Source organism: Pseudonocardia alaniniphila, from assembly GCF_022524485.1.
Classification (GTDB): Bacteria; Actinomycetota; Actinomycetes; order Mycobacteriales; family Pseudonocardiaceae; genus Pseudonocardia; species Pseudonocardia alaniniphila.
Genome location: NZ_JAKXMK010000003.1, coordinates 285,594 through 310,943, shown reverse-complemented (window position 1 = coordinate 310,943; position 25,350 = coordinate 285,594). Strand labels below are relative to the sequence as shown.

Genomic DNA, 25,350 nt, shown 5'->3' with positions numbered 1-25,350 from the left:
GTTGTTGTGGGTGCTGCGTTGGCTGGTGGGTCTGGCCGGTGCGGTGGTGGTGCTGTGGGTGGGGGCGGCGTTCTTGATGGCGTCGCCTGCGTCCGCGGCGGTGGTGGTTCCGGTGGCTGCTCAGCAGGTTGTGGCGAAGGGAGGTAACAGCAAATCTGCGGGTGGTAGTGGTTCTGGTTCTTCGGGCTCCTCTGGTTCCGGGAAGTCGACGGGGAAGTCGGAGAGCAAGTCCGAGAAGCAATCCGGTTCAAAGTCGTCGAGTGCGAAGTCGTCGAGCTCGAAGTCCGGGTCGACGTCCGAGAAGTCCAGTTCCAGGAAGGTCGATTCGAAGCCGGCTCCCAAGACGAAGGCAGAGCCGAAGTCCGACTCGAAGTCGGCGCCCAAGACGAAGTCGGACTCGAAGCCGGCCCCGACGGCGGAGTCGAAGTCGGAGAAGGATTCCGGCGGCGAGAAGCCGGCGCCCAAGACGAAGCCGGCGCCGACGGCGAAGGTGACCCCGGCGTCGGAGTCGAAAGCGTCTCCGAAGTCGAAGTCGGCGCCGAAGGTGGAGTCGAAGTCGGAGAAGAAGTCCGGCGGCGAGAAGGTTGAGCCGAAGGCGGCTCCCAAGTCGAAGTCGGCCCCCAAGGCTGCGTCGAAGTCGAAGTCGGATTCGAAGCCGGCCCCGAAGAACTCCGCGTCGGAGCGGAAGCCGGGTGGGCGGGATGGTGCCTCGGGTTCGAGCGATGCTCCCCGGGCGACGAATCTGCGGGTCGAGAACGTGGGCGCCGTAGAGAAGAAGGCGGCGCCCAAGCAGACAGCGTCGACAATCGCGGCGGCGGGGAAGGTGACGCCGAAGAAGGCGGTGGAGACGACGACCGTCGGGAAGCCGGTGGGTACGACCTCGGCCACGCAGAGTGGAAAGGCCTCTGTGAAGCCGGGCGAAAAGGGTTCGGCCACCGCGCGGCAAGAGCTGGACGGTCTGGCGAAGCGTGTCGGGGCTGCGGCGGGTAAGGCGATCGATGGCCCGGCCGCGGCCAAGGCTGTGAAGGGAGCAGTCGCAGAGCTCACCCGATCCGGTGCCGCGGCGGCGACCGTCAAGAGTGCGGCGGCGGATCGTGTCGCGGCCGGTGCTGCGGCGCCGCGGGCGGGGGCGAAGACGGGCGTGGGGGCGGCGACCCTAACCGCGGGTAAGACGGCGGCGGCTAAGACAGGGGCGGCGGCGAAGACGGCTGCGGTGGCTGAGATGGTCGCGGGGGCGAAGACGGCGGCGGCTAAGACCGCGGCGACGGGTAAGCCGGCTGCGGGGAAGACCGCGGCCGCGGCGAAGACCGCGGCGGTGGGGAAGACAGCCGCTATGGCCAAGACGGCGGCGGCAGCGAAGACGGCCGCGGTGGCTGAGACGGTCGCGGGGGCGAAGACGGCGGCGGCTAAGACCGCGGCGACGGGTAAGCCGGCCGCAACCGGTGAGCCGGTCGCCGCGGGCAAGACGGCCGCGTCGGGAAAGACAGCGGTTGTGGCGAAGACCGCGGCGGCGAAGACCGCGGCGGCGGCCAAGACAGCGGCGGCGGCCACGACGGCGGCGGCCAAGACGGCTGCGGCGGCGAAGACGGCAGCGGCGGGGAAGGCCGCGGGTGTGGTTCGGGGTGCTGAGCCGTCGCCCGCGGGGTGTGCGGCAGGGCGCGCTCGGGGTTGCACCGAGGCGGCGTTGTTGCGGTCGGGTGTGTCGTCGGCGGTGGGTTCGCGTGCTCCTCCTTCGGATGAGACCGACGACCGGTATTCGGCGGGCCGGCTCGGCGAGCGGCAGGAGTACGACGATTCGGCGGAGCAGACCGAGCGGGTGCTCGAGGGCCGGATCAAGGTGGATCAGAGCAAGGAGCGGTTGGCGGCCGAGAAGAAGAAGGTTGCTTCGGGTGAGGTGACCAAGGCCGCGTACGCGAAGGATGAGAAGAAGCATCAGGATCTGGTGAAGCAGGTCGCTGCGGATCGCGCGGAGCTTTCGCCGGATCGGGTTGAGCTGGTTGATGAGGTTGTTGATGGGCATCGTGCGCTGACTGCTTCCGAGAAGCAGTTGGCGGCGGAGGAGAAGAAGGTCGCCGCGGGGACGGTGACGAAGAAGGCGCATGCGCAGAACGTCGCGAAGGTCGAGGCGCAGCGCGATGAGGTGTACGAGGCCACCGACGAGTTGATGGCTGCGACCGATAACGATGTGTCGGATTCGGCGCCGAGCCGTGTGCGTGGTGAGGGCTCGGCAGCGGGGTGCGGATCGAGTGGGGCGTTCGTCGAGTGCGGCTCGGTGAGTAAGAGCGCCGACGGTGCCAAGGACTCCGATCGGTGTGTCGCGTTGGCCGGGGTGTCGTCCGGCTGTGGGGTGACGACCTCGTCGGGTGAGTCCAAGGGCTCGGCCTCCTGCACCCTCTCCGGTGCCGACCAGGGCTGCGGCAGCAGCACGTCGAGCCGTGCCGAGGACGGCACTGTCAACACCGCCTCCGCGCGCTGCACGGGTGACGTGTCCGAGTGTGGGCAGAGCAGCCGCGCGACGCCGGAGGGGTCTGCGACCGCCTGCCGGACCGGCGCCGGGGCCTGCCAGGGGGAGAGCAGCGGGCCGTCCCACGAGGATGTGGACGCGCCGGCGACGGTGAAACGGGAGAAGACCGCGGCGGCGGCCTCGTGCACGGGTCGGTGCGACACGAACACCTACGCCGACTCCGGCGGGGCCGAGGCAGGGTGCACGACCGGCGCCGGGGCGTGTGACACCTCCAGTTCCGGTGCGGCGACCGACCGGGCGGACGCCCGGCTCGCCTCCACAGTGGAGGCTCAGGACAACACGGCGGCACAGGGCAACACGGTGAAGGGCGAGGACGCTCGCCGGGCGAGCAGCACCGCGCACTGCGAGGCGGCTGCCGCGGGCTGCGGGACGTCCAGCTCCGTGAACGTCGGCGACCGCCGGTCGGACGACGGTGCACAGGCGCGCGCCGAGACCCGCTGCGCCGACGGGGCGACCGGCTGCACCGGCCGCGCGACCTCCACCACCAGCGCGACCGACCGGGCCGACACCGAGCGCGCCGAGACCGGCACCGCGACGGCCGCGACCAAGCCTGCCGCGCCGGAGGCGACCACCACCGGCACCGCGAACTGCACCGTGACGGGCGGGGGCTGCTCGGCGGAGTCCGGCTCGGGCCACGGCGACACCGCCGGGAAGCGGGATGCGGGCGGTGCGAGCACTGCGGCCGTCGAGGTCGACTGCGATGGCGCCGGCTGTAGCGGGAACGGGCGGGCCGCCACCACCGGCAGCGCGAAGGGACTGACGGCCGGCGCCGAGCGCGCGAGCAACGGCGCGGCCACCTGTGAGGCGGCCGGCGGCGACTGCCGTGCCGACAGCGGCACACGGGTCGGCAGCAGCACCGACCGGCAGGGCGACGTCCGGCCGGCCTCTTTCGACGGCGACGCGCCGAGCGTCACGACCGACGGCGACGGCTTCGCGAGCAGCACGGCGAGTGCGAACGTCGACTGCGGCGATGCCACGGCTTGCACGGGCAAGGCCGCCACGACGACCAACGGCAAGGTCACCGGCGCGGCGGCTGCCGGCGCGAAGCCGGCAGTGCGGACCACGAGCGGCTCCTCGACGTGCGAGACCACGGCCGGCATCTGTGGTGCCGAGTCGGCCTCCGAGGTCACCGACACCGTCGCACGCACCGACGGTGTGCATGCCGCCGCGGACGGCGCGCCCGGGCGGGAGCTGGCGGCGTCCAGCACGGCCGGGGCGCAGGCAGACTGCGCCGTCGCCGAGTGCCGCGGTGCCGCCACCAGCACGACGACCGGAGCCGCCTCGGGCGACGTGGTCGGCGTGCGGGACAGCACGGCCACCACCAACTGCACGGTGCACGGCGCGGGCGGGAACTGCTCCACTGCTACGGACACGACGGTCGCCGACCGCGACCCGGCCGATGCCGCCGAGGGTGTGACCGCGGCGTCCGGCCCCGTGAGCGTCTCCCACGCGTCGGCGCAGGTGCGCTGCGACGGCGCGGACGGCACCTGCGGCGGCACGGCGTCGAGCTCGACGAGCGCCCGCGACACGGCGGTGTCCCCGCAGGCCCGCGGCACCCGCGCGACCACGGACTGCACCGTGACGGGTGGCGGCTGTGCCGGCGAGGCCACGTCGGCCGCGTCCTCCGCCCCGGACTTCGTGGTGGTCGACCCCGAGACCGGGAAGCCGGTCGCGGGACAGCCGGCCAGTGGCCCGAGCTCCACTGCGTCGTCGAGCGCGAGCCTGCAGTGTGCGGACGCGGGGTGCTCGGGTGTGGTGAACACCCGCACCGAGGCCTGGGACGGTGCCGTCAACGGCGGAGCGCCGCGCGTCTCGACCGGTAGCGCGACCTGCGACGGCGGCACCGGCGGCTGTGATGTGCGGTCGGTGTCGACTGCCTCGACCGGGGCCGGTGCCGCGCTGGCGCTGGCCGGTGACCAACCGCAGGTGGACGCGAACGGCGACCCGAAGCCCGTCAACACCTCGAGACTGACCCCGGGACCGTCCGCGGCGTCGGCCGCCGGTGCGGCGCTGACCTGTGAGGGTGAGACCCGCTGCGACGGGAAGGTGACCAGCAAGGCCACCGCGACCGATCCGGCGGTGTCGCCGGGCCCCCGCGGCTCGCACAGCGAGGGCACCTGCGAGGGCGTCGCCGGTGGCGTCTGCCAGGCGGTGACGAACTCGGGCGCTTCCTCCGGCCCGGACGCCAACATCATCGCGCCGCTGGTGCATGCCCGCTCCACCGCGAACGCCACGGTCAGCGAGGGCAGCATCGGCCCGTCCGACGGGTCGAGCCGGTCTGCAGACCAGCAGCAGGATGACCGGCAGCAGGGCGGGCCGGACGGGCAGGACCAACCGGCGACGCTGCCGGCACCGGTGGCGCCGGGATCGAGCGCGAACTCCGGCGGCCCGACCGTGCCGGGCGCGTCGAGCTGGACGATGGCATCGGCCACCATGGACTGCGCCGGCAGCGGGAGCACCTGCACCGGCACCGCGCGGACGTCCGCGTCGGGTATCGACGGCCCGAACACGCTGAACGGGGCCGGCGGGGCGCGCGGTCCTCCGGCGACCGGCACCACCAGCTCCAGCAGCAGCTGCACGAGTGACCAGAGCGGCTGCCATGTCCAGACCGACTCCTCCGCGGGGTCCGGCCAGGTCGTGGCCGACATCGTCGCGGAGAAGCAGAACACCACCGCCGAGCAGTTGGCCGCCGAGGCCGAGCAGGCGGAACAGGCAGCCGCCGACGCCGCGCGTGTCGTGAGCCGAGCGAATGCCACCGCCGAGCAGAAGAAGGCCGCCACCGACGCTGCCCAGGCAGCGACGCAGGCACGCCAGGCCGCCACCGAGGCCGCCGACCTGGCCGCACGGCCGGTCACGGATGCGCCGGCGACCCTGTCGCAGTCGGGCGCGAGCGCACAGTGCGCCGGTATCGGATGTGCCGCGGTCACGACCGGCGGCACGGACGGCACGCCGGGACGTACGCAGACGACCGCGGGCTGCGCTGCCGCCGAGAGCGGCTGTGCGGTGGCGAGCGACGCGACCGCGTCCGCTCAGCGCGACTCCGGCCGGACCACCGGCACGGGCAACAAGGCGAAGCCGATCCCGGGCGTCTCGGGTGCCGGTCAGGCCGCTTCGCAGATCGTCTGCCCGGAGGCCGGCTGCACCGGTTTCGCGTCCGGGACCACGACGGCCGTCGCCGGTCCGAACGGCCGGCAGAGCCGTAGCACCGCCATCGGCGAGACCCGCTGCGACGGCAGCACCGCGTGCCAGGCGCAGATCCTGGCAACCACCGAGACCTCGACCACCGCGCCGGGCGCGAAGGCGGGCGAGCGGTTCGCCGTCACGTCCGCCTCGATCACCGCGGCCTGCGACGACGGCACCGCGACCGGCTGTGCGACCCGCGCGTCGAGCGCGACCACGGCCGTCGGTGGCCCGGCAGTGCGCGGATCGTCGACCGCGACCTGCGCCGCGGCAGGCGTCTGCCAGGCCGGCACCAGCGGGAACGCCGCAGACCGCGCTGCCCAGGTCAGCGCCGACTGCACCGGCATCGCGTGCCGCACCCACACCGAGGGCAGCGCCCAGGCGGCCGCGCCGGGCGGCACCACCAAGGCCACCTCCCGAACCGACTGCACGGCCGGGGCAGGCGGTCGGTGCACGGGCGCCGGCGGGGTGGGCGCCACCGCTGAGGGGTCGGAGGCCTCCGCCGCGTGCCAGGGCGGCGATGGCTCGACCTGCCGGCAGAGCTACTCCTCGACGAGCAGCGCGAGCAGCCGGACCGCCGGGAACCGGGCCGCGGCGGCCGCCCGCTGCGGCGGCACGGGCGGGGCCGGCAGCGGATGGTGCGCCACCAGCGCCTCGGCGCAGACCGACGCCGGCGGGGCGATCGCCGCAGCGGCGTGCCAGGGCAGCGCGGGCTCGAACTGCACCCACAGCTACCGGGCGAGCAGCTCTGCCTCCGGCGCCGCGGGCGGCGCGAGTGCGCGTGCGCGTGCGTCCGGGTCGGGCTCGGGGACGGTCGGGGGCGGGTACGTCGCGACCAGCGCTGCGGTGTCGGTGCGGCCCGGCAGCGCGCAGGCCTCGGCGTCCTGCACCGGCAGCGCCGGCGTCAGCTGCAGCCACTCCTACGGCGCGCGGGCGTCCGCGTCGGCCGCGTACGGCGGCAACCGGGCGAGCGCGAGTGCGTCCGGCTCGGGCGGTGGCGGCCAGGGCGGCGGTGGGGTGGCGGTGTCGGCGCAGGCGTCGGCGGGCCCGGGGTACGCGTCGGCGAGCGCGTCGTGTGCGGGCGCGGCGAACTGCCGTCATTCCTACAGTGCGTCGGCGTCGGCGTCGGCGGCGTACGGAAGCAACCGTGCGTACGCGAGCGCGTCGGGGTCCGGCGGCGGGGGCCAGGGCGGCGGTGGGGTGGCGGTGTCGGCGCAGGCGTCGGCAGGCCCGGGGTACGCGTCGGCGGGCGCGTCCTGTTCGGGCGCGGCAAACTGCCGCTACTCGTACTCGGCCAGTGCGTCGGGCTCGGCGTCCTACGACGACGGCACGCACCGCAGCTGGGCGCACGCCTCGGCGAGCGGTTCGGGCGGCGGTTCGGGCCCAGGTGGCGGCGGGCTGTCGGTGTGGGCGCAGGCCCGCGCGGGGAAGGGCTACGCGAACGCGTCGGCGGGCTGTTCGGGCGCGGCGAACTGTTCGGTGTCCTACTCGAGCCACGCCGAGGCGTCGAAGACGGTGGGTGGGCAGCACGGCGAGGCGTGGGCGAACTGCTCGGGCGGTGGTTCGGGTGGGTCCTGTGGCTCGTACGCCACGGTGGAGGTCGACGCCGAGCACGCGACGGCGCAGGCGGGGTGTTCGGGTACCGGGGCGTGCTCCACGCACTATGCGACGCGGTCGGCGTCCTCGGCGTCGGGACCGGGGATCAGCGGTGACTCGGGCGGGAACTGTTCCGGCGGGGGCGCGGCGGGTGGGTTCTGTGGCACCGGTTCGACGGCTCACTACGACCCGAAGACGGGCAAGCTCGAGCTGACGTCGTACTGCGCGACCAAGGGCGGCTCCTGCAGCCGCTACGCGAACATCGACATCGATGCGGCGTCGCCGAACGGGGAGCTGACCGGGAAGGGCCAGGTGCGCTGCTCGGGCGGGGTCGGCTCCTGTGGCATCGCGGGAGTGGCGAAGTACGAGCCGGCGAGCAGGGACGCGAAGGGCAACCCGGTCCCGCCGACGCTGGTGATCGGCACGGGCTGCGAGACCGAGGGCGGCGGGTCGTGTACGCAGACCTCGCGAGCGGACGCGAAGATCGCCTCTCCCGACGGGAAGATCACCGGCACCGCGACGTCGCAGTGCGCCGGCACGACCGGCTGGTGCTCCACGGTCGTCGGCGGTGCGTTCAACCAGGAGACAGGGCGGATCGACGCCTACGCCGACTGCGCGGGGGGCGGCGCGAGCACGTGCACGAAGTCCGAGTCGCACTTCACGGGTCAGGTGTCCGGACCGGGGCAGGCCACGCCCAACGGTCCGACGGCCGGCGAGGTGTCGGGCAACGGCCGCGCCGACTGTGCGAAGACCTCGGGTGTGTGCTCGGTCTCCGGCGTGTTCAAGTACGTCCCTGCGAAGTATGAGCAGGGCAAGGACGGCAAGCAGGTTCTCGTCTCGGCGCGGGTGAACGTGGAGACCAGCTGCTACCCGAAGGGTGCGGGGTGCACCCAGGAGGCGCACGTCTCGGGCGAGGTGACGCAGCAGGGCGAGGACGCGAAGCACACCGGCCGCGCCGTCGCCGACTGCGCCGGCGCCGGTGGGACGTGCTCGCTGACCGGGTCGGTGGCCTACAACGCCGAGACCGGGCGGGTCGAGGCGTTCACCGACTGCTCTGTTGCGGACGGCGGGGTGTGCTCGCGTTCGGAGACCCACACCGAGGCGTGGGCGCAGTCGCCGGACGGCAAGGTGACCGGGACCGGCAAGTCCGACTGCGTGCAGCCGGGCGGGGGCGGGAGCTGCTCCGCGGTGTCGGTGGCCAAGTACCAGGCCGAGTACACGAAGTACCCCCCGAAGTGCACCAGCCCGAGTGGATGTTTCCAGCCGCGCCCGACGACCGTCCCGGAGCAGGTGGCGTCCGGCGCAGGGTGCGAGGCCAGCGGTGCGGACGGTGGCGCTGCGGCGTGCAGCTACAGCTCCTCGGCAGGCGGGACGCGAGAGGCCCCGGGTGACGACGGCGGGCTGAGCGGCACGGTCCGCGCCACCTGCTCCGACGGTGCGGCCGGCTCCGGTGAGTGCTCGACGGTGGCGAGCGTGACGGTGGACGCCGAGCAGCACAAGGTCGACGTGATCTCTTCGTGTGAGGGCGCCGAGGGAGTCAGCTGCTCGTACTCGGGGAAGGCATCGGCGGATCACGAGTCCGGCAAGAACAACGCCGCGTCGGACAAGAGCTGCGGGACGACGAAAGCCGGTACCTGCTCGTTGAGCGTGAGCGCGTTCGCCGCGGGTGGCGATCAGGAGCGGCAGGGTCAGGCGGTGGCGTCCGGGTTCTGCACCGACTCGAACGGCACCTGCTCCGGGGAGTTCCGCACGCACGTCGACTCCAACCGCGACACCCTCTCGGACTGCCACTCCTCCGACAGCGGGTTGTGCTTCGGGTTCGCTTCCCCGAAGACGGCCCGGTCCGGGGGCGAGGTCGAGGACGGCGGCACCCTCAACCTGCACTCCAAGGCGCCGGGCCGGGAGGAGAGCACGCAGTGCTCGAACGCATCGCCGTGCGGCGAGGCGTGGGTCGAGGAGCTGGGCGGCAAGTACGGCGTCCTGGATGTGGATGCGAAGAAGTCCGTCGGAGGGTTCTTCAAGAACCTGGGCCGTGACGGCGGCTCGGTCGTCGTGCACGCGGTGCCCGGGCTGGTCACCTCGGTCGGGACCGAGGTGAAGAGCTGGGTCACCGTGGAGGAATGGGGTGACGGTCTCGGCGGGTATGCGGAGCACCGGCCGTTCACCGGCGGGATCGCCCAGGGTGCGGTCAACTTCTACGACCGCTGGCTGGACGACGGCGGTGACTGGGACAGGCTCGGGGACGACTACTACTTCGCCCCGGTGTCGACGACGCTGGAGGACGTCGGCACCGTGTCGCTGGCCGCCCTCGGGGCCGGTGTGGTCGTCAAGGCCGTCTCGATGGGGGCCAAGGCCGGCGGCGCGGTCGCCGCCACCACGGCCGCGACCACCGGGCTGCGTGGTGCGGTGACCTCCGCGCGCGGCATGGCCGCACGTGCCGCGCCCACCCTCGACCTTGCCGCCAGTAGGGCGTTCCGGGTTGCCAACGCGACGGGCAACATCGCATTCGCCCCCTACAAGCTGAACTTCGCGGCCGGACGGGCTCTTGTCGGCGGGGTCTCGAAGGGCGCGATCGCACCGGCTGCACGGGCTGCGGCCGCCGGTTCCGCCGCCCTGCGGGCCCGCGGCGTGGCGGCCGTCGAGAACGGGCGGCCCGCCGCCGGGATCTACCACATGGCCGGGGCGAGCACGCTCGGACGCGTCGGGAGCGCGCTTTCGACCTCGGCCCGCGCCGGCAGTGTGATCCAGCAGGGCGGGATCTTCGGTCGCACTGTCCACATCGGCTCCGTCAGGGAGCGCGTCACCGCGGCCCATCCCGTGCGCATCCCGGGCTTGCTGAGCACCATGCGTGCCCACAGCACCCTCGGCCTGCCGTTCGGTCGCGTCGCAAGCCCGAGGGACGTGGAGGTGGCCCGTCAGAACGCGTCGCTCGCTGCGCGTGGCATCGATCTGCCGACCGCGGCCGGGCGCCCGACCTCGCTCGACCGTGTCGTGGGCCGCGGGATGGCCGACAGGATCCGGCAGAACCGGATTGCCAAGGCGCACGACGTCGTCCTCAAGGAGCAGGTCCTGCGCGGCGGGATGGGTCGCGGCAGGCCGGCCCTCCTGTCCGGGGCGGACGTCTCGCTCGCACAACGGGCCGCCACCGACCAGGTCCTCGCACGCAGCACGCCGATCGCGGAGCTGACGCCTGCGCAGCTCGCCGAGCTGAGCGGGGTATCGGCCCGGGAGATCAGCCGGGCGGGTTGCCGCGGCGTGTGCGTGGTCGAGGGCCTCAACCGCGACGTCACCGCGAACGGTGGGGCGCCGGACGGTGTGATGTTCGGCCGCGGCGGCCGCATCTACGTCGACGCCCAGGTCATGGGTGCGTTGCGGGACGGGCGACTGGCGCCTGACGCGCTGGCCGAGCTGGTTCGCCACCAGACCGACGGGCTCAGCTCCCGTGGACGCGCGAACGAGGACCTGTACTCGCTGCCCGACCTCTCCCCGCTGGCCGATGACGTCGCCGCCTCGTACCGGGGTGCCAGCGGGACGCTGCCGGCGGGCACCTACCGGGCCGGTGCCCGGACGGCGCAGACCGGCGAGATGAGCGCCGCCCACGGGCCCCGCGCTGCGCCGACCCGCGACGGCACTGTTTCCCGAGGCGGTGCCGACCGGTCCGCCGACCTCACAGGAGCCTCGCGGAGCCAGAGCCAGCGGCCTGGTCAGGAGCCGCCCCCGCGCGGGCCCGGGACCAACCAGAGCCAGCCGGTGTCGCCGGCGGTACCCACCGGCGAGCGGGCCGGCGGAGCTCGACCACAAGGCTCCGGCGGCGGCCCGGATCCGCTCCCAGCGCAACCGGGCACGAGCGGCGGCCCGCGCCTGCAGCCGCAGGAGACGTCACCCGTTCCGACCCGGGACGGGCATCAGACCATGCCCGACCCCACCGCGGGCGAGCTGAACCTGCCCCCTCCGGGGACCAGGTACACCCTCGAGACGCCGGGTGGCTCGCGGGTCACGATCGAGATCGTGGCGCGCCCCGAGCGGAGCAGCGCGCGCGTCGAGGCGCTCCAGCGACGCGTCACCGACGTGGAGTCCCAGCTGCGGGATGCGCGCACGGAGCAGGGGGAGGCCGTCCGACAGGACGTCGCGACGAACCGGCAGCTGAACGCCGAGCGAGTCCGGCTCCAGGCCGAGCTCGACCGGCTGCGGCAACCGACGGACGCCCGCGGGTTGGGCGCGACCGACGTTCCCGGCCTGCACCACCGTGAGGTCGGACCGCCGGTCGAGGTCGCCCCCGGCGTCACCGTGCGGCGTGTCGAGGTCTCGCCCCAGCGAGAGGCGAGCCGTGCGCAGCGCATGGCGGCGGTCGAGGCCCGGCTGTCGGAGATCCAGGCCGCGTTGGGCGACCGCAGTGCGACGGCCGCAGCCGGAGCACGCATCGAGGCGCTCGAGACACAGCTGGACGGGCTACGACACCAGCTGGCGGGGGAGCGCGCCGCGCTCGACACGCCGGGGCTGATCGACCTGGACCTGCCGCTCGGTGCCGCGGGCCGCGCTGGGGTGGACCCGCCGGTGCGCAAGGCGCCGGCGGAGATGGGCGAAAGCCTGCCCGAAGCACCGACCGCGGGCGTGCGACAGGTGCGCTGGCACAACGTGAAGGCCGTGGCGAAGGAGCTCTTCGTCAAGGTCGTCATGACGAGTGCCGTGGTCGGCTACTCGCTGATCCCGCACACGCAGGGAGCAGCGGCCCACGTGCCGCAGGTGAGATCGCCGCACGTCGCGGTCGACGCCGCAACCGCTGCCAGATCCGCGTCCGACGGGCCTCTCGGACCGGCACGCGCTCGGACCGAAGCCCCGGCGCCGCGTACGACGGAGACCGGCAACCCGACTGCCGGCGTGCTCGACCGGGCTTCGCGCCCCACGACCGCCGCGGACGGCACGACCGGCGTCCGGCCGGTCGCCGACACGGTGCTCGACGTGCCGCGCGCGGATCCCGTGGCGGCCGGTGCCCGAGCCGCGACGGAGCTCGGACCCGACGGTGTAGGTGCGCGCCCGGCGGCCGACCGGCAGTCGTCTCCGGACCGGCCGGCGGCGCCAGGAGACCCGGGATCCGCGCAGCCGTCACCGGCCGTCCCACTGCCGTCCGCGCCCGTCGCCCCGACCGTCAGCACGGGACCGGTCCCGGTGTGGGACCGGCGACTGCAGGATGTCGACGGCAGGGCCCACATCCGGTTGTTCGGGCAGAACCTCTCGGTCGCCGAGACTCGCCGGCCTGGCGAGATCAGCGCGGCCGAGTGGGCGACGTACACGCCCGCCCAGCGCGCAGAGGCGTGGTACGCGGCGGCCGACGCCGCGCGTCATCAGCAGCAGCTCGGCGAGCTCTCCGGTGCGATCGCCGATCTCGGCGGGCTGCAGCAGTCCCTGGACCGGAGGATCCGGACGTTCGAGCGCGAGACCGCCGTGATCCGGGCCAAGGCGGGCCTGCCCACCGGTCGGGGGACCGCGGCCGATCGCGGCAGGCGGCCCGAGGTGAGTTGGCAGCACCAGGCCGAGCAGGCGGTGGCCGAGCTCGCGCAGATGCGCGAGGAGCGGGCAGCCGTGCAGGCGCGGCGGGGGGATCTCGAGCGGCAGCGCGCCGAGCTGGTCGCCGAACGTGACACGACGTCGTGGCTGACCACGTTCGGCGCGCCGCCTGGCCTGCAGGACTTCGCGGCCGTGGCTCGTGGCTACGGTGACATGCACCGGACGATCGCCGAGAGCAGCCGCGGTGGGCGCAGGCAGCTCGCGCAGGTGGAGCGCTACCGGGAGCGTGGCTACACGTCCGTGCAGGTGCGAGATGCGGTGTGGGCGCAGCGGTTGGGCCGCCGGCTCCTGCACCGGGCGCCCGCCGCGGTGGCCGGGGATCTGCAGCGGTTCGTCGCCGCGGGCGACCGCGCTGCCCTCATGACGATGATGACAGCGGGGCTGGCCGGCGAGCTGGGCGACAAGGTCCTCGCCCGCTTCGCCGCCCGCCACGGCCTGCCGTGGGGCAGCGCCACGCGAGCCGAGCTGCTGGCCGGGTTGCCCACGACGATGAAGGCCGCCTGGCGGGCCACGCAGCCGCCGCGCAACGCGGCTTGGGAGGACACCGCGAACCGCAACCGCGCCGTGTTCGCGTGGGGCGCGGGAGCGACCGTGCTCAGCCTGCTCGGCGGAGGCGTCGCGATCCTCGGCACGTCCGGCGCGGCGGCGGTGATGACCGCCGGGCTCGGGGCGGCGGCGGTCAGCGCGGCGGTGCTGCACCTCGTCCCGCAGGCGCTGAGGATCCGGGGCCCGCCTGCGGTGGCCCGGATGGTCGCGGCGGCAGCGGGGCTGTCGGCCGCGCTGCTCACCGGCGTCCCGGCCCTGGCCGGAGCCGGTGCCACGACGCCGGCTGTCATGGCCGGTGCGACGGCGGGTGCGGTGCTGTTCGCGGCCCGAGGCATCACGGCTTCGGTCTCCGTTGAGCGCACCACCGGCCTGACGAGTCGTCTGGTCCGTGTCGCGGTGCACGCAGCGGTCGTGGTGGCCATCGCCGCCCCGCTGGTCGCGGGTGTCGCCGCGGCCGCGTCGGCCGACACGGCCACCGCGGTCGGTACCCCTGTCGCGTCGCTGACCGTGCCCCAGGCACTGACGGTTCAGCGACGCGACGTGCTGTCCCGGCTGGCGGCCGGCCTCGGCGTGTCCGAGGACACGCTGGCCGCGGCGAACAGCGGACGCTTCCCGACCGCTGCCAGCCGCGACGACATCGAGCCCGGTGAGCGGCTGCGGATTCCCGCAGTCTGGAACGGGACGTGGACGGTGCAGCGGGGCGAGAACCTCACGGTGATCGCCGCGCGGTGGGGTATCGGGCCGGACGCGCTGGCGGACGCGCAGGGCACGCGATTCGCCACTGTCGCCGGCCGCGATCACATCGACGTCGGCGAGCGGTTCGTCGCCCCCGGCTCATCGGCTGCGAGCAAGCCCGGTGACATCGGCAGGCCGAGCGGTACCCCCACGCCCGCGCCCAGCGCGACCCCGACACCGAGCACGAGCCCGACGCCCAGCGCGACCCCGACCACGGTCGGGACGCCGCGGGCGCCGCCGGGCCCGGGCCTGCCGTGGACGACGGTGCGCATCGGTGGGCTGATCGTGCTCAGCGCGGTCGCCGCGTTCTTCGGTGTGCGGGCGGTGCAGAGACACTGGAGCACCATCCGCGGCCGGCCTGCGGCGTTGACGGGTCGCTGGCACTCCAGCCGGGTCGGGGCGTGGGTTGCGCGGGTGCCGGCCGGGCTGCGTGACGCGCCTGGCCGGATCACGGGCTTCGCGCGTGAGCGGTGGCAGGCGGTTGGCGCCGCGGTCCGCGGGTGGCACGCCGCGCTGACGGCCCTGTGGGAGTCGAGCCGGGTCAGGGCATGGGCTGCCCAGGTGCCGGGTGGGCTGCGCGATGCGCGTGGTCGGGTCACGGACGTCGTGCGTGAGCGGCGGGAGACGATCGCCGCGACGCGCAGGCGGTGGGCGGCCGCTCGCACCTTGCGCTCGGTCATGTCGGGGCTGGACGACCCGGTCGCGGACGCCCGATCCGGGCTGGGCGTGGCGCGGGCGGGAGTGGCCTCGGCCGACACCGACCTGGCACGGCTGCAGCGGAGCGGAGTGCGATGGCTCTACGACGGTCCTGGATCGGCACTCGCCGATCGGTGGTCGGCCGCGGCGCGGGACGAGGCTGTCGCCCGGATGTCGGGGATCGACCCGGCGGAGGTGCGGCTGTTCGCCGTGGACGCCACCGCGCCGTCCGGTGCGACCGGGCTGGGCGAGCCGGCTGGGACGTTCCAGGAGCGTCAGGAGCGACTGGCCGCCGAGCTGGCGACGGCGGAGGCGCGGCTGCGTGACGCGGCCGGGCGGGTCGATCAGGCCGGCCGCGCGCTGGTCGAGCGGGAGGCCGAGCGGCTGGCGACGCTGGAGGCGGCGGTTCGCGCAGCGGCCGGAGACGGGCTGCGCCCCGACCGCATCGCTGCGATCAGCGGCCTGAGCGCTCAGCGCGTCCGCGAGATCGTGGGCGACGACCGAGGGCCCGGTTCGGGTCCGTCGGCCTCCGGCGGCGGGCCGGGGTCCGGTACCGGCGGCCCGAACCCGTTGGCCGGTGGACCTGAGCGGCGGTCGGCCCCACCTGCCGGTTCGAACGGTGTCGCCGAGTCGCGGGCGTCCGGGCCGCGCAAGGCCGGACCGCAGCCGCGCTCGCGGGGCCCGCCCTGGCGGAACGGGTTCTTCCCGGGTCGGCGCATGTGGACGGTCGTGCTCCTGACCGGGGGGCTGGTGGCCTCCCTGGCCGCCGTCCGCTACGGCGTCGTCGAGCCGGGCGTGCTGGCGGCGGGGATGGTCTGGTGGCCGGGTCAGCGCAAGGCCACCAAGCAGCTGCGCGAGAAGGTGGCCGACGCGCGTGTACCGCTGGTGCGCGCCGAACAGGCCGAGGCCCTCCTGCAGGAGGTGGTCCGCCGGCACGAGCAGGAGCTCGGCGAGCGGCTGGGCTGGGTGCCGGTTCTCGCGGAGCGGCTGCGTGGCCTGGGCCGCACCGACGACGAGATCGTCGAAGGCCTGGCCGACGCCCTGGGCGCCGGCGCCGTGCGGGTGCGCGCGAGGCTGGCGGACCCGGCACTCGCCGAACAGGTCTCCCTGCCTCCTGCGCTGGAGCAGGCGGTGGCCGACACGGGCCTGTCGCCCGAGCAGCTGTTCGACGCGGCACGGAACGCGGTGACGCGGCGCTCCAGCGCGCTGAGCGAGGCGCTCGCTCCGCTGGACGGGGCGGCCCGGCAGGTGGCCACCGCTCGTATCCGGTACGACGAGCAGACCAGGGCCGCGGCCGTCGCCGCCCGCAACGCCGGAGTCCGGGCCGGTCCGGTACGCCGGGCGACCGGCCTGAATCGCGTACAGGTCACGGAGCTGCAGGCCCACCCGCCGACGCTGCGGGACGCGGCGAGAGCGGTCCGCGCCCGGATCGTCGCCGGTTGGCGAGCCGCCCGTCACGCCATGGGTGTCGCCGGGGACGCCGTTCTCGGCGCTACGCGCAGGGTCGGGCAGCGAGGGGTGGACCGGTGGCGCGCTGCGCGCGTGCTGCGCTCGCAGGTCCGTGCGGTGGCGCAGCTGCGTGCCGTGGCCGGCAGCACCGCACGGTTGCTGCATCGCGAACAGCGGGCGGCGGAGCGGAAGCTGACCACCGAGCAGCTCGGCTGGATCGGGTGGCTGGTGGACGTCAACCCGGCCGGGCAGCCCGACGCACAGCTGGTCCAGCGCCTCGGAAAGGCGCTCGGCCTGCCGGAGAAGACCGCGCGGCGGCTGGTGGCGCGAGCCCGCGGGTTGGACGCCACCCAGGTCGGCCCGCCGCCGGGGAAGCCTGCCTCGGGCGTCCACTTCGAGCAGGCCGTTGCGGCGGTCGGGGCTGCCTTCGCCGAGGCCTTCCCGGGCCTCGCGGGCGCCCGGGCCGCCCACCAGGCGGCGGGGCGAGCGCTGAGCGGCGCTCGGGACAGAGCCGGGTGGATCGTGGCCGACGCCGGGGTGACGCGGGCGCGCGCCGATCGCCGGCTCGACCGTGCCGCGCGGGGCCGGGGCTGGGCCGGATACCGGAACCGGCTCCGGACCGGGCTCGGCCTCGACGTTCCGGTGGCCGAGCGGCACCGGCCGCGACTGGCCGGAGTGGCCGGACTCGGCATCGGAGCGGGCGTGGGCCTCTGGGGCGACGTGCAGCTCGGGGTCGTCGGGGCCGGCGCCGTGACCGGCCCGATCGGGCTGGTCGTGGCCGCGGCAGGGCTCATCGCGGCCGTCCGAGCGGTATGGACGCCGCGGCAGACCCGAGGACCGCCGTGGCGGGCGTTCACCCGCGGGATGCGCACCCACGGCGTGCGCATCGGGGTGTGGCTGGCCGGCGGGTTGGCCGCAGGGATGGCCGGGCCCACGGTGTGGGGCCTGGTCGAGCACGCCTGGTCGGTGCTGTGGCCGGTGTTCTCGCAGCAGCCCGGACTGAGCGGGATCAAGGCACTGCTGGTGCCGCTGGTCTCGGCCGGCCTGGTCTACCGGTACGTGCTGCGGCGGCAGTACGCCAACCAGGGCTCGGGCATGCAGACACGCCCGCGGCGCGCGGCCTCCGTCTCGGCGGTGCTCGCGTACGTGGCCAGCGCCGGGCTCGGCCTCACGAAGGCGTTCGCGTCGACCACCCTGCCGTGGTGGCTGGTCCCGGTCGCGATGGCCATCGGGGCGGGGATCGCGGGCGCGATCGCGCAGCAGAAGGACTTGGGCCGTACCAGGGTGATCAAGTCGGTCGTCACCGGTGCCCTGTCGGCCGCCGTGGCGTTCGTGGTCAGCAGGTTGGCGGGCGGTGTGGCGCCGGGGGCGCTGGCCGACCTGGTCAACGCGGTTGCGGTGGCGATCCTCGTCTACGCGGCGCCCACCGTGATCGCGGAGTACGTCAACGACTGGGTCGGGCGCTTCAGGGCGCCGAAGGCGAAGCGCAAGGCGAAGCAGGAGCAGAAGAACTCCGCCGAGTCGACGGGCAGCGGGGACCGGCAGCGCCGCTTGTTCTACCGCTGGCTCGACTACAAGAACTTCTCCCCGGTGGACACCCGGTTGCTGTTCCGCAAGGCCATGGATCCGGTGCTCGCGGGGCTGGCCGCGATCGCGATCAACCTGTCCTGGGTGAGCAAGACGTGGGTGGACACCCACGACTCGCTCGCTGCGCTGCTCACCCGCTTCGCCGTGGCGGCGGTGACCGTCTGGGCGATCGGGAAGCTCATCCGGGACCCCGACGAGTACCGCGCCGGATATTACGGCTACCGCGGCTCGCGCGAGCTGCGTTCCCCGAGCCGCCCGATGTGGTGGCCGTGGCGCAACCGGCTCCACAAGCGGGCCGCCGACTACCGCAAGGATCTCGACGCGCTGCTCGAGCGGTTCGGTCTGAACGGGGCACTGGACCGTGACCTGGCAGAACGACTGGCGGAGCGGGTGTGGGAGCGGATCTCGGCGGAGATCCACCTGCCGCTCGACGAGTGGGAGCCGCTGCCCGAGACCACGAAGATCCGCCGGGCCCTCGGCGTGGAACGGGGTGCGGCCGCACGGCGGCGTGAGCACCACGTCGAGACGATCAAGCTGGTGGCACCGGTGCTGGCTGCCGATCCCGCCGCGCTCGACCGGGTCGCCGATCAGCTGCGCCGGGACGGCCGTACCGATGACGCCCGGATCGTCACGTTCCAGCGCATGTTCAGCCAGGCGCTCCTGGCGGAGGCAGGCATGGCCACACCGCCTGCAGCGAGCCGAATCTGGACCGAGCTTCTGGCCGAGGCGGTCACGGAGCGGAGCCGGCTGCGGGCGGAGTACCTCGCCGGGCCACGTCGGGCGTTGCTGGAGGTGATCAAGCAGTACTACCTGAACGACGGGCAGCCGAAGCATCGCAACCTCCGGCGCGCGCGGGCGGCCCTGCGCGCGCTGAGGTTCGAGCTGCAGGGCTTGTCCACGCCCCGAAGGGAGCCGCTGGAAGCAGTCGCCCAGCTGGCTGACCAGCGCAGCCGTAGCGCCGCCGAGACCGCCGACACCGAGCAGCGGGCGCTTGCCGCTCGGGAGGCCGGCGCGACCGTGCAGCGGCTGCGCGAACAGCGCGAGCTGGCCGCCGCCATGCGGCTGCTGCGCTCGGCGGCCTTGGTGGGTGTCGAGGTCGAGCTGAGCACCACGCACCGGAAGTGGAACAAGCGGCGCTGGAGGGACGCGATGGCCACCGCCACGGCCAGCACCGCCCCGAACGCGGCGCCCGCGACCCTGCTGGAGCGACTCCTGATGATCGCCGGCCGCCGTGGTCCGGTCACCGCTGCCCGGCTCGTCGCGCAGTACGGCGGTACCGGCTGGGACGAAGCTCTGGCCGCGCTGACCGAGCTGAACGCGCTGCAGGGTGATCCGGCGCGTGGATACCGCGCCGATCCGGCGCTGGCCACGCTGTGGAAGGACGCCGGCCCCCGGCTGCGCCACGCGGTGCGTGCCAACCCGCTGGTACTGCCGGGGGGCGCCGAGCTCGCCCCGCTCACCGGGGAACTGCTCGGGCCGGCTGGGCTCACACAGGCCGAGAAGGACGCCTACAGCGCACTGCGCGAGATCCTGCACAACGGTGACCTGGCGTTCCGCCGCTCGCGCGACGGATGGATCGACGACGTCGGCATCTGGCGGCGTCGCCTGACCGGGATGATCTACCTGCTCCGGCACTCCGCGGGCCGGCGCGACTGGCCGCTCCCGGCCGACCACCCCGCCGCCCCCGTCCGGTTCGTCACCCGCATCGGCGACGTGCTCGAGGCGCGCTGGCGTCATGCGGTGGTTCCCGGCAGGCAACGCCACCGGCTGCAGGCGTTGTTGCGGGCGACGGACCCCACCGACCGCCTGTACTTCCGCGTACTGCGTGCGAGCTGGCTGCTCGCCGACCAGCGGGACGGATCGCTACCGAACGAGGCGATCATGTTGCTGCACGCCGCCCGTGGCACCCAGGTCGTGACCCACACCGCGCTCGCCGAGGCCCGCAAGGACGCCGCCGCCCGGCTCGACGCCGTGGGGTCCTACCCGCACCAGATCGACCGGACGCTGCGTGCCGCCGAGGCACACCGGGCGCTCGCTCCTGGCGCCGACCCGCTCCCGCCCGCCGCCGAGCACTGGTTGCGCGAGATCACCAAGGAGCTCGACGCGTTCCGCAAGAGGCTGAACGGCCTCCACTCCGGCCCGGCGCGCGAGAGGGTGCTGGACGAGGCACGGCTGTCGCTGGCGCGCTACGAGATCGACGAGGACTACGCCTGGGAGACCAGGCTCTTCCGGACGGCCGGCGGCTGGTCGGTGATGGACAGCGCCCGGAAGGCGGCCAAGCGCCTGCGCACCGAGCACCCGGACCTCTTCCGGGAGAAGCCCGCGCCGGCGGTGGGCCACTCGCCGGTGATCCCGGATCGCGACTTCGCCGAGCACCCCTACGGGGACGAGATCCGCGGCGGCATCGGCGTGGCCGCGGCCACCCTCCGCGGCCGGGGCAACCGCACCAACCAGGACGCGGCCACGATCGTGACCCTGCCGAACGGCGACCGCGTCGCAGCGGTGGTCGACGGCGTCTTCAGCTACCCCGACTCGACGACCGCCGCCAACCGGTTCGCGATCGCGTTCCACGACGAGATCGTTCGGCCCGACCGTGCAGGCCGCAGCCCTGAGGAGACGCTGCGTGCCGCCCACGACGCCGGCGCAGCGGCACTGGTCGAGGCGTTCACACCCGAGACGGGACACGGAGCCGTGGCGTACGTGGCCGCCTACCACGGCACGGACGGCACGATCACGATCATCCACGTCGGCACCTCCCGGGCGTACTACCTCCCGGAGGCCACCGCGCTGTCCGGTGCACAGCTGACCAGCGACGACAGCCGGCCCGGACCTGTCACGAGCGGCGGGACCATGACCGGCTGGGTGGCCGGCGACCGCCGGCCGGGGCCGACCGTCACCACATTCCGGCCCAGCGTCGCGGGCCTGCTCGTGCTGGCCACCGACGGCCTCTGGCGCTACCTGCCCACGCCGGGTGACCTTGCCGCCAAGCTCGACACCAACGCGTACACGGACGCCACCGAGGCCGTGACATACCTCTCCGACGCCGCCCGCCTCGCCGGCGGCCTCGACGACCTCACCGTCGCCGCGATGCCGAACGTGCCGCCTGCGGTCGGCACGACGTCCACTCCGCCGTCCGCGTCGCTCGGTGTGCCGGCCGGTGTGCAGGCCTCGACGCCCCCGGCGGAGCTGTCGCAGCACGAACGGACACAGTGGGCCGACCGGCTGGAGGCGGTGCTGGCCGAGCTGCCGGACGGGTTCGACCGCCAGGCGCTGCTGATGGACGTCTGGCTGATCGACGCGGCGAGGATCCTTCGCGGCGACTGGGACCCGGCCTGGCCGCGTCCTCCCCCGGTGGCCGTCCACCGGGGCGCGCCCGGCGGTCACCAGTGGGTGGGCGACGCGCTGCACATCGTCGCCTCGGACCCGGTGCAGGTGCTCCCGGCGCTGGTCGAGGAGGTCTTCGCTCCTTGGTGGGGCTTCAGCCCCGCCCAGGCACGTGTGATCGCGGCACTGGCCCGGCGCGCGGTGTCCGGCGATCGGATGACGCTGCCGGTTGACGAGGCGACCCGGCGACGGCTGAACGACCTGTTCGCCGACCATTCGGAGTGGCGCGTGCTGGCCGCGGCGTGGGCGGACGACCCCGCTGTCGCCGCCGCTGCCCGAGCGGGCGCGGTGCCGCTGAGCGGCCCCGCTACGGGACACACAGCCGGTCGACTGATCGGGATCACTACCCCCCGGCCGAACCTGCGGCCGGAGAACTATCCGGTCGAGGTACGGCTGGCCGGTGAGTACGACGTCGTCCGCACGCGGCTCGACAGCGTCGGTGCCGCTGCCATCGTCCGGGTTCAACCGGAGGTCAAGGGCGTGGTCGACCTCGGCGGCAGGATATGGATCGTCCCGGCCACCCTGCCCGACCCCGGCGGGCAGGACCCGGAGTTCAGCCATGCCGTGGCGGCTGCCGGGCACGATGTGCAGCTGGCCTTCACCGCGTGGCTGGCACTGGATCAGGGCCGAGTCGTCGTCGAGCGGGTCACGGCCCACAGCGGTCACTACAACGCCGGCAACACCGACGCCCAGAACGAGGGGATCGTCGAGGCGCTGCACCACGCCTTCGCGCTCTACGGCATCGGTGCCGCTCCCGGCCGTCAGAGCGGCGGCGGCCCGGTGGCGGCCGGTGGGATGGACAGCCGGGCCCGCGGTGAGGTGATCGCGCGGTTGCCGGTCGCGCTGCGGGGTGGGCGTCCGCTGTCCGGTGAGGAGTTCCCGCATCTGGCGCGGGGCCCGCCAGAGGGCGTGGCGCTGGTGCGGATCGTCGAGGACGACCTGGGCGACGGCGGGTCGCTGATCGCGTTCGGCCGGCGCGACGCCGAGCACGCCCCTGACGGCGTGATCGCCGTCCCGGCGCGGGTTGCGCGCGTCGCGGAGCGGTTGATCGCGGCCGATCCGGCGTTCGGCGACTGGTGGGCTCGGCTGCTGCGCCACGAGCTGGACTTCCACATCGACGGCGATGAACACACCGGGCAGCGCCACGACACCCACGCCGCCGCGCTCGCCGCCGAGTACGACGCAGCGCGCCGCCCGATCCGCACGATGACCGGCGGGCCCTCACTGATCTCGCACGGCAGCCTCGGCGCCGACGACCACGTGACGATCGAACACCGCATCGACGGTCTGCCGGTGGTCGAGGAGCTCGCGGCAGGAGATCCGGATCTCGTGCGGATCAGCGGGTTCACCGGCCAGATCTTCCTGCGGAACCCCGCGAACGGCCTGCGCGCGCTGGACGGGCTGATCGAGGCCACCCAGGCCGTGGGTATCCGTGGCGGTCTGGTGGTCTGGGCCTCCCGTGACGGCTGGCTCTACACCGACGCCCGGGTACTGGCCGCCCTGCGGGCCGACGTGCTCGACCTCGACGCCCGGCGCGCCCTGTTCGACCACGAGCTGCTGCACCTTTCGGAGCCCGGCCTGGCGGAGTCGGTGATCCAGGACGCCGCGCCGCTGCCGGACCTGACGCCCTTGAGCGACCTGTACCGCGACCCCGCCGGCTTCCCGGTGCCGGCCTTCCGGCCGGTAGTCGACGCGTACGGGCGGCCGGCGTGGCTGGCGCCGGAACTCGGGGTGGCGCCGGGCATCCTGTCGCGGGTCGTCCGGATCGTGATCCACGCCTCGGACGGGTACGAGCACGTCGGCTCGGGGGTGCTCTGGTCCTCCGACGGCCGCACCGGAGTCGTGCTCACCAACCGGCATGTCGTCGCCGACGCGGAGCAGCTGCGGGTCGAGCTCTCCACACCCGCCGGAGTGCGGTCCGTACCCGGCAGCGTGGGCCGTCGGCCGGCAGCCGACGCGATCGCCGCCGAGCTGCGGGCCAGCGGTGCGGCAGGCGCCCTGACCGACGCGGAGTTGGTGCAGGCGGCCGACGTGCTGGACCTGGCGATCGTCCACATTGCCGGGTCCCGCCGGCTCGCGGCACCGGATCTCGACCGTGACGGCAGGGACCCCCGGGTGACGTTGATCGGCTTCCCGAGGCGGCAGCTTCCCGCCCGCTCGTCCGCGGGTGGTGTCGACAACCTCCGCACCGAGGCTCAGCACCTGGTGATCGGTGCAGGTCTGACGGCCAGGCCGCCTGCCGTGCCGATGGGACCCGCCCGCAAGTTCGATCTGTTCTTCGTCGGGCCGTGGGCGGGCCCCGGCAACTCGGGTGGCCCCCTGATCACCCGCACACGGGACGACGAGGGTGCACTCGTCGAACGGGTGGCCGGCCTCTACCACGCTCGAATCCGCCACAAGCGGATCCGGACACCGATCCAGGCCGCGGTGGGCGCCGTCGTGATCGAGGCGTTCCTCCGGGCAGCCGGCGTTCCTGATGCCGGCCAGGGCGGCGGGGCGGTGGCGCGTCACCCACTGACCGACTCCCAGCGCGAGCAGGTGGTCGAGGCGTTGCGGGCGTCCGACGAACGGATGACGCCCCTGGAGGAGCTGACCCCGGCCATGCCTCGGGCTCCGCCAGGAGTGTCGGTTCTGGTCCGGGACGGCGAGTTCCCGGCACCGGATGTGGTCGCGTTCGGCTGGGCCGAGCGCGGTGCCGTGGTGATCACCCGGTCGACGGCCACGCAGATCGCGGCGCGGTACGCGGTGGACCCGGACGGTGTGCAGCGGTGGTGGGATCGGCTGCTTACCCACGAGGTCGAGTTCCACCTCGGTGAGCACCCCGAACACACCGGGCCGCGGCACGACGCGGACGCCGCCCCGATCGCCGGCGAATGGTTCGTCCGGCCGGTCACGGCTCGGCGTCCGTCGGCAGGGTTGCGCAAGCCACACGGTAGCGAGATCGACGCGTGGTTCACCGGTTCGCTGTTGACCGGCGACGAGATGACCATGGTCGCCCGCCGGGAGCTGGCCGATCGGTTGGAACAGCGGCTGAACCGGACCAGGCCACCGGCGTCGGCTGCGGAGCAGGCCGGACTGCTGCGCGAGATGGTGCAGGCGACCCTGCGCTTGTTGCGCCGAGAGCCGATGGGTGAGCGCTGGCGCGAGGTCGCACCGACGCGGCTGTACTCGTTGGCCGACATGCCTTCCGGCAGGCTGGTCGACACGATTCTCGGCTCGGCCGCCGACGCCGGGCACGCCGAGCGTGACGGGGTGCGTGAGGTCTTCGCGCGTGACGAGGTCGGGCTGCTGCACGAGGTCGTCAAGGCCGCGCTCGCCCCGGCCGCCGGCTTCCGGCCGGCACAGGCGCACGTGCTCGCGGTGCTGGCCGAGCGGCTCGTGGACGGTCCGGATCGTCGGGGCGAGCGGTGGAGGGCCCGGCCCGGCTGGCTGACCGCCCGCGCCGAGGCCGAGTTGAGCGAGCTGGCGGTGCGCAACCCGCCGGCGCGGGTGTTGCTGGTGTGGACCTACGAGCAGGTCCGCGCCGAGATCAGCAGTCGGTTCGCGCAGCTGCCGGAGTGGCGCGAGCTGGCACTGCGCTACGCCGCGGAGTTCCACGCGGCCGCCATCGAGGAAGCGCGGGTTCCCACGCTTTCCGAGGTCGACCTGCGCTCGGAGTACGACGGTGCGCTGGCCGGGCTGCGGCAGCTGGTCGCCGGGGACAAGAGCCTGACCTGGAGACAGCGTCGCTCGCTGTCCCAGGCCCTTCGGAAGGCCGAACGCGAAGCAGGCGGTCCGCACCGGTGGGAGATCGAGGTCGATCTGCGTTCTCTGCGGGTCCTCACCGAGCGGGCCGGGGTCTGGCCCACGGACCCCGAGCTCGTCTACCTGGCGGTCCGCAACGTCACCTGGGGCCGGCACACCGACTCCCCGCAGCTGGCGGGGGTCCGCTGGCAGGCCACCAAGGTGCTGAGCGGCACCGCGTCGCCCGAGCTGAGCCTCTTGTTGCGCCCGGAACGGCAGTACGGCGGCTCGACACGGCTGTTCCGCTTCGTGATCCCTGCCGACCTCCGGTCGCCTTGATCGCCCCATCCGGACCCATCGAGCTG

General features: G+C 74.1%; 2 protein-coding genes. One reads left to right on the top strand and one right to left on the bottom strand.

Annotated features, from left to right (window positions below):
- Positions 1-120: 120 nt before the first annotated feature.
- Positions 121-1,566, bottom strand: coding sequence for a hypothetical protein (locus MMF94_RS04185; RefSeq protein WP_241034896.1), 1,446 nt, complete (start codon positions 1,564-1,566; stop codon positions 121-123).
- Here MMF94_RS04185 and MMF94_RS04180 point away from each other — a divergent pair.
- Positions 1,493-25,324, top strand: coding sequence for a LysM peptidoglycan-binding domain-containing protein (locus MMF94_RS04180; protein ID WP_241034895.1), 23,832 nt, complete (start codon positions 1,493-1,495; stop codon positions 25,322-25,324). The genes MMF94_RS04185 and MMF94_RS04180 overlap by 74 nt on opposite strands.
- Positions 25,325-25,350: the final 26 nt, after the last annotated feature.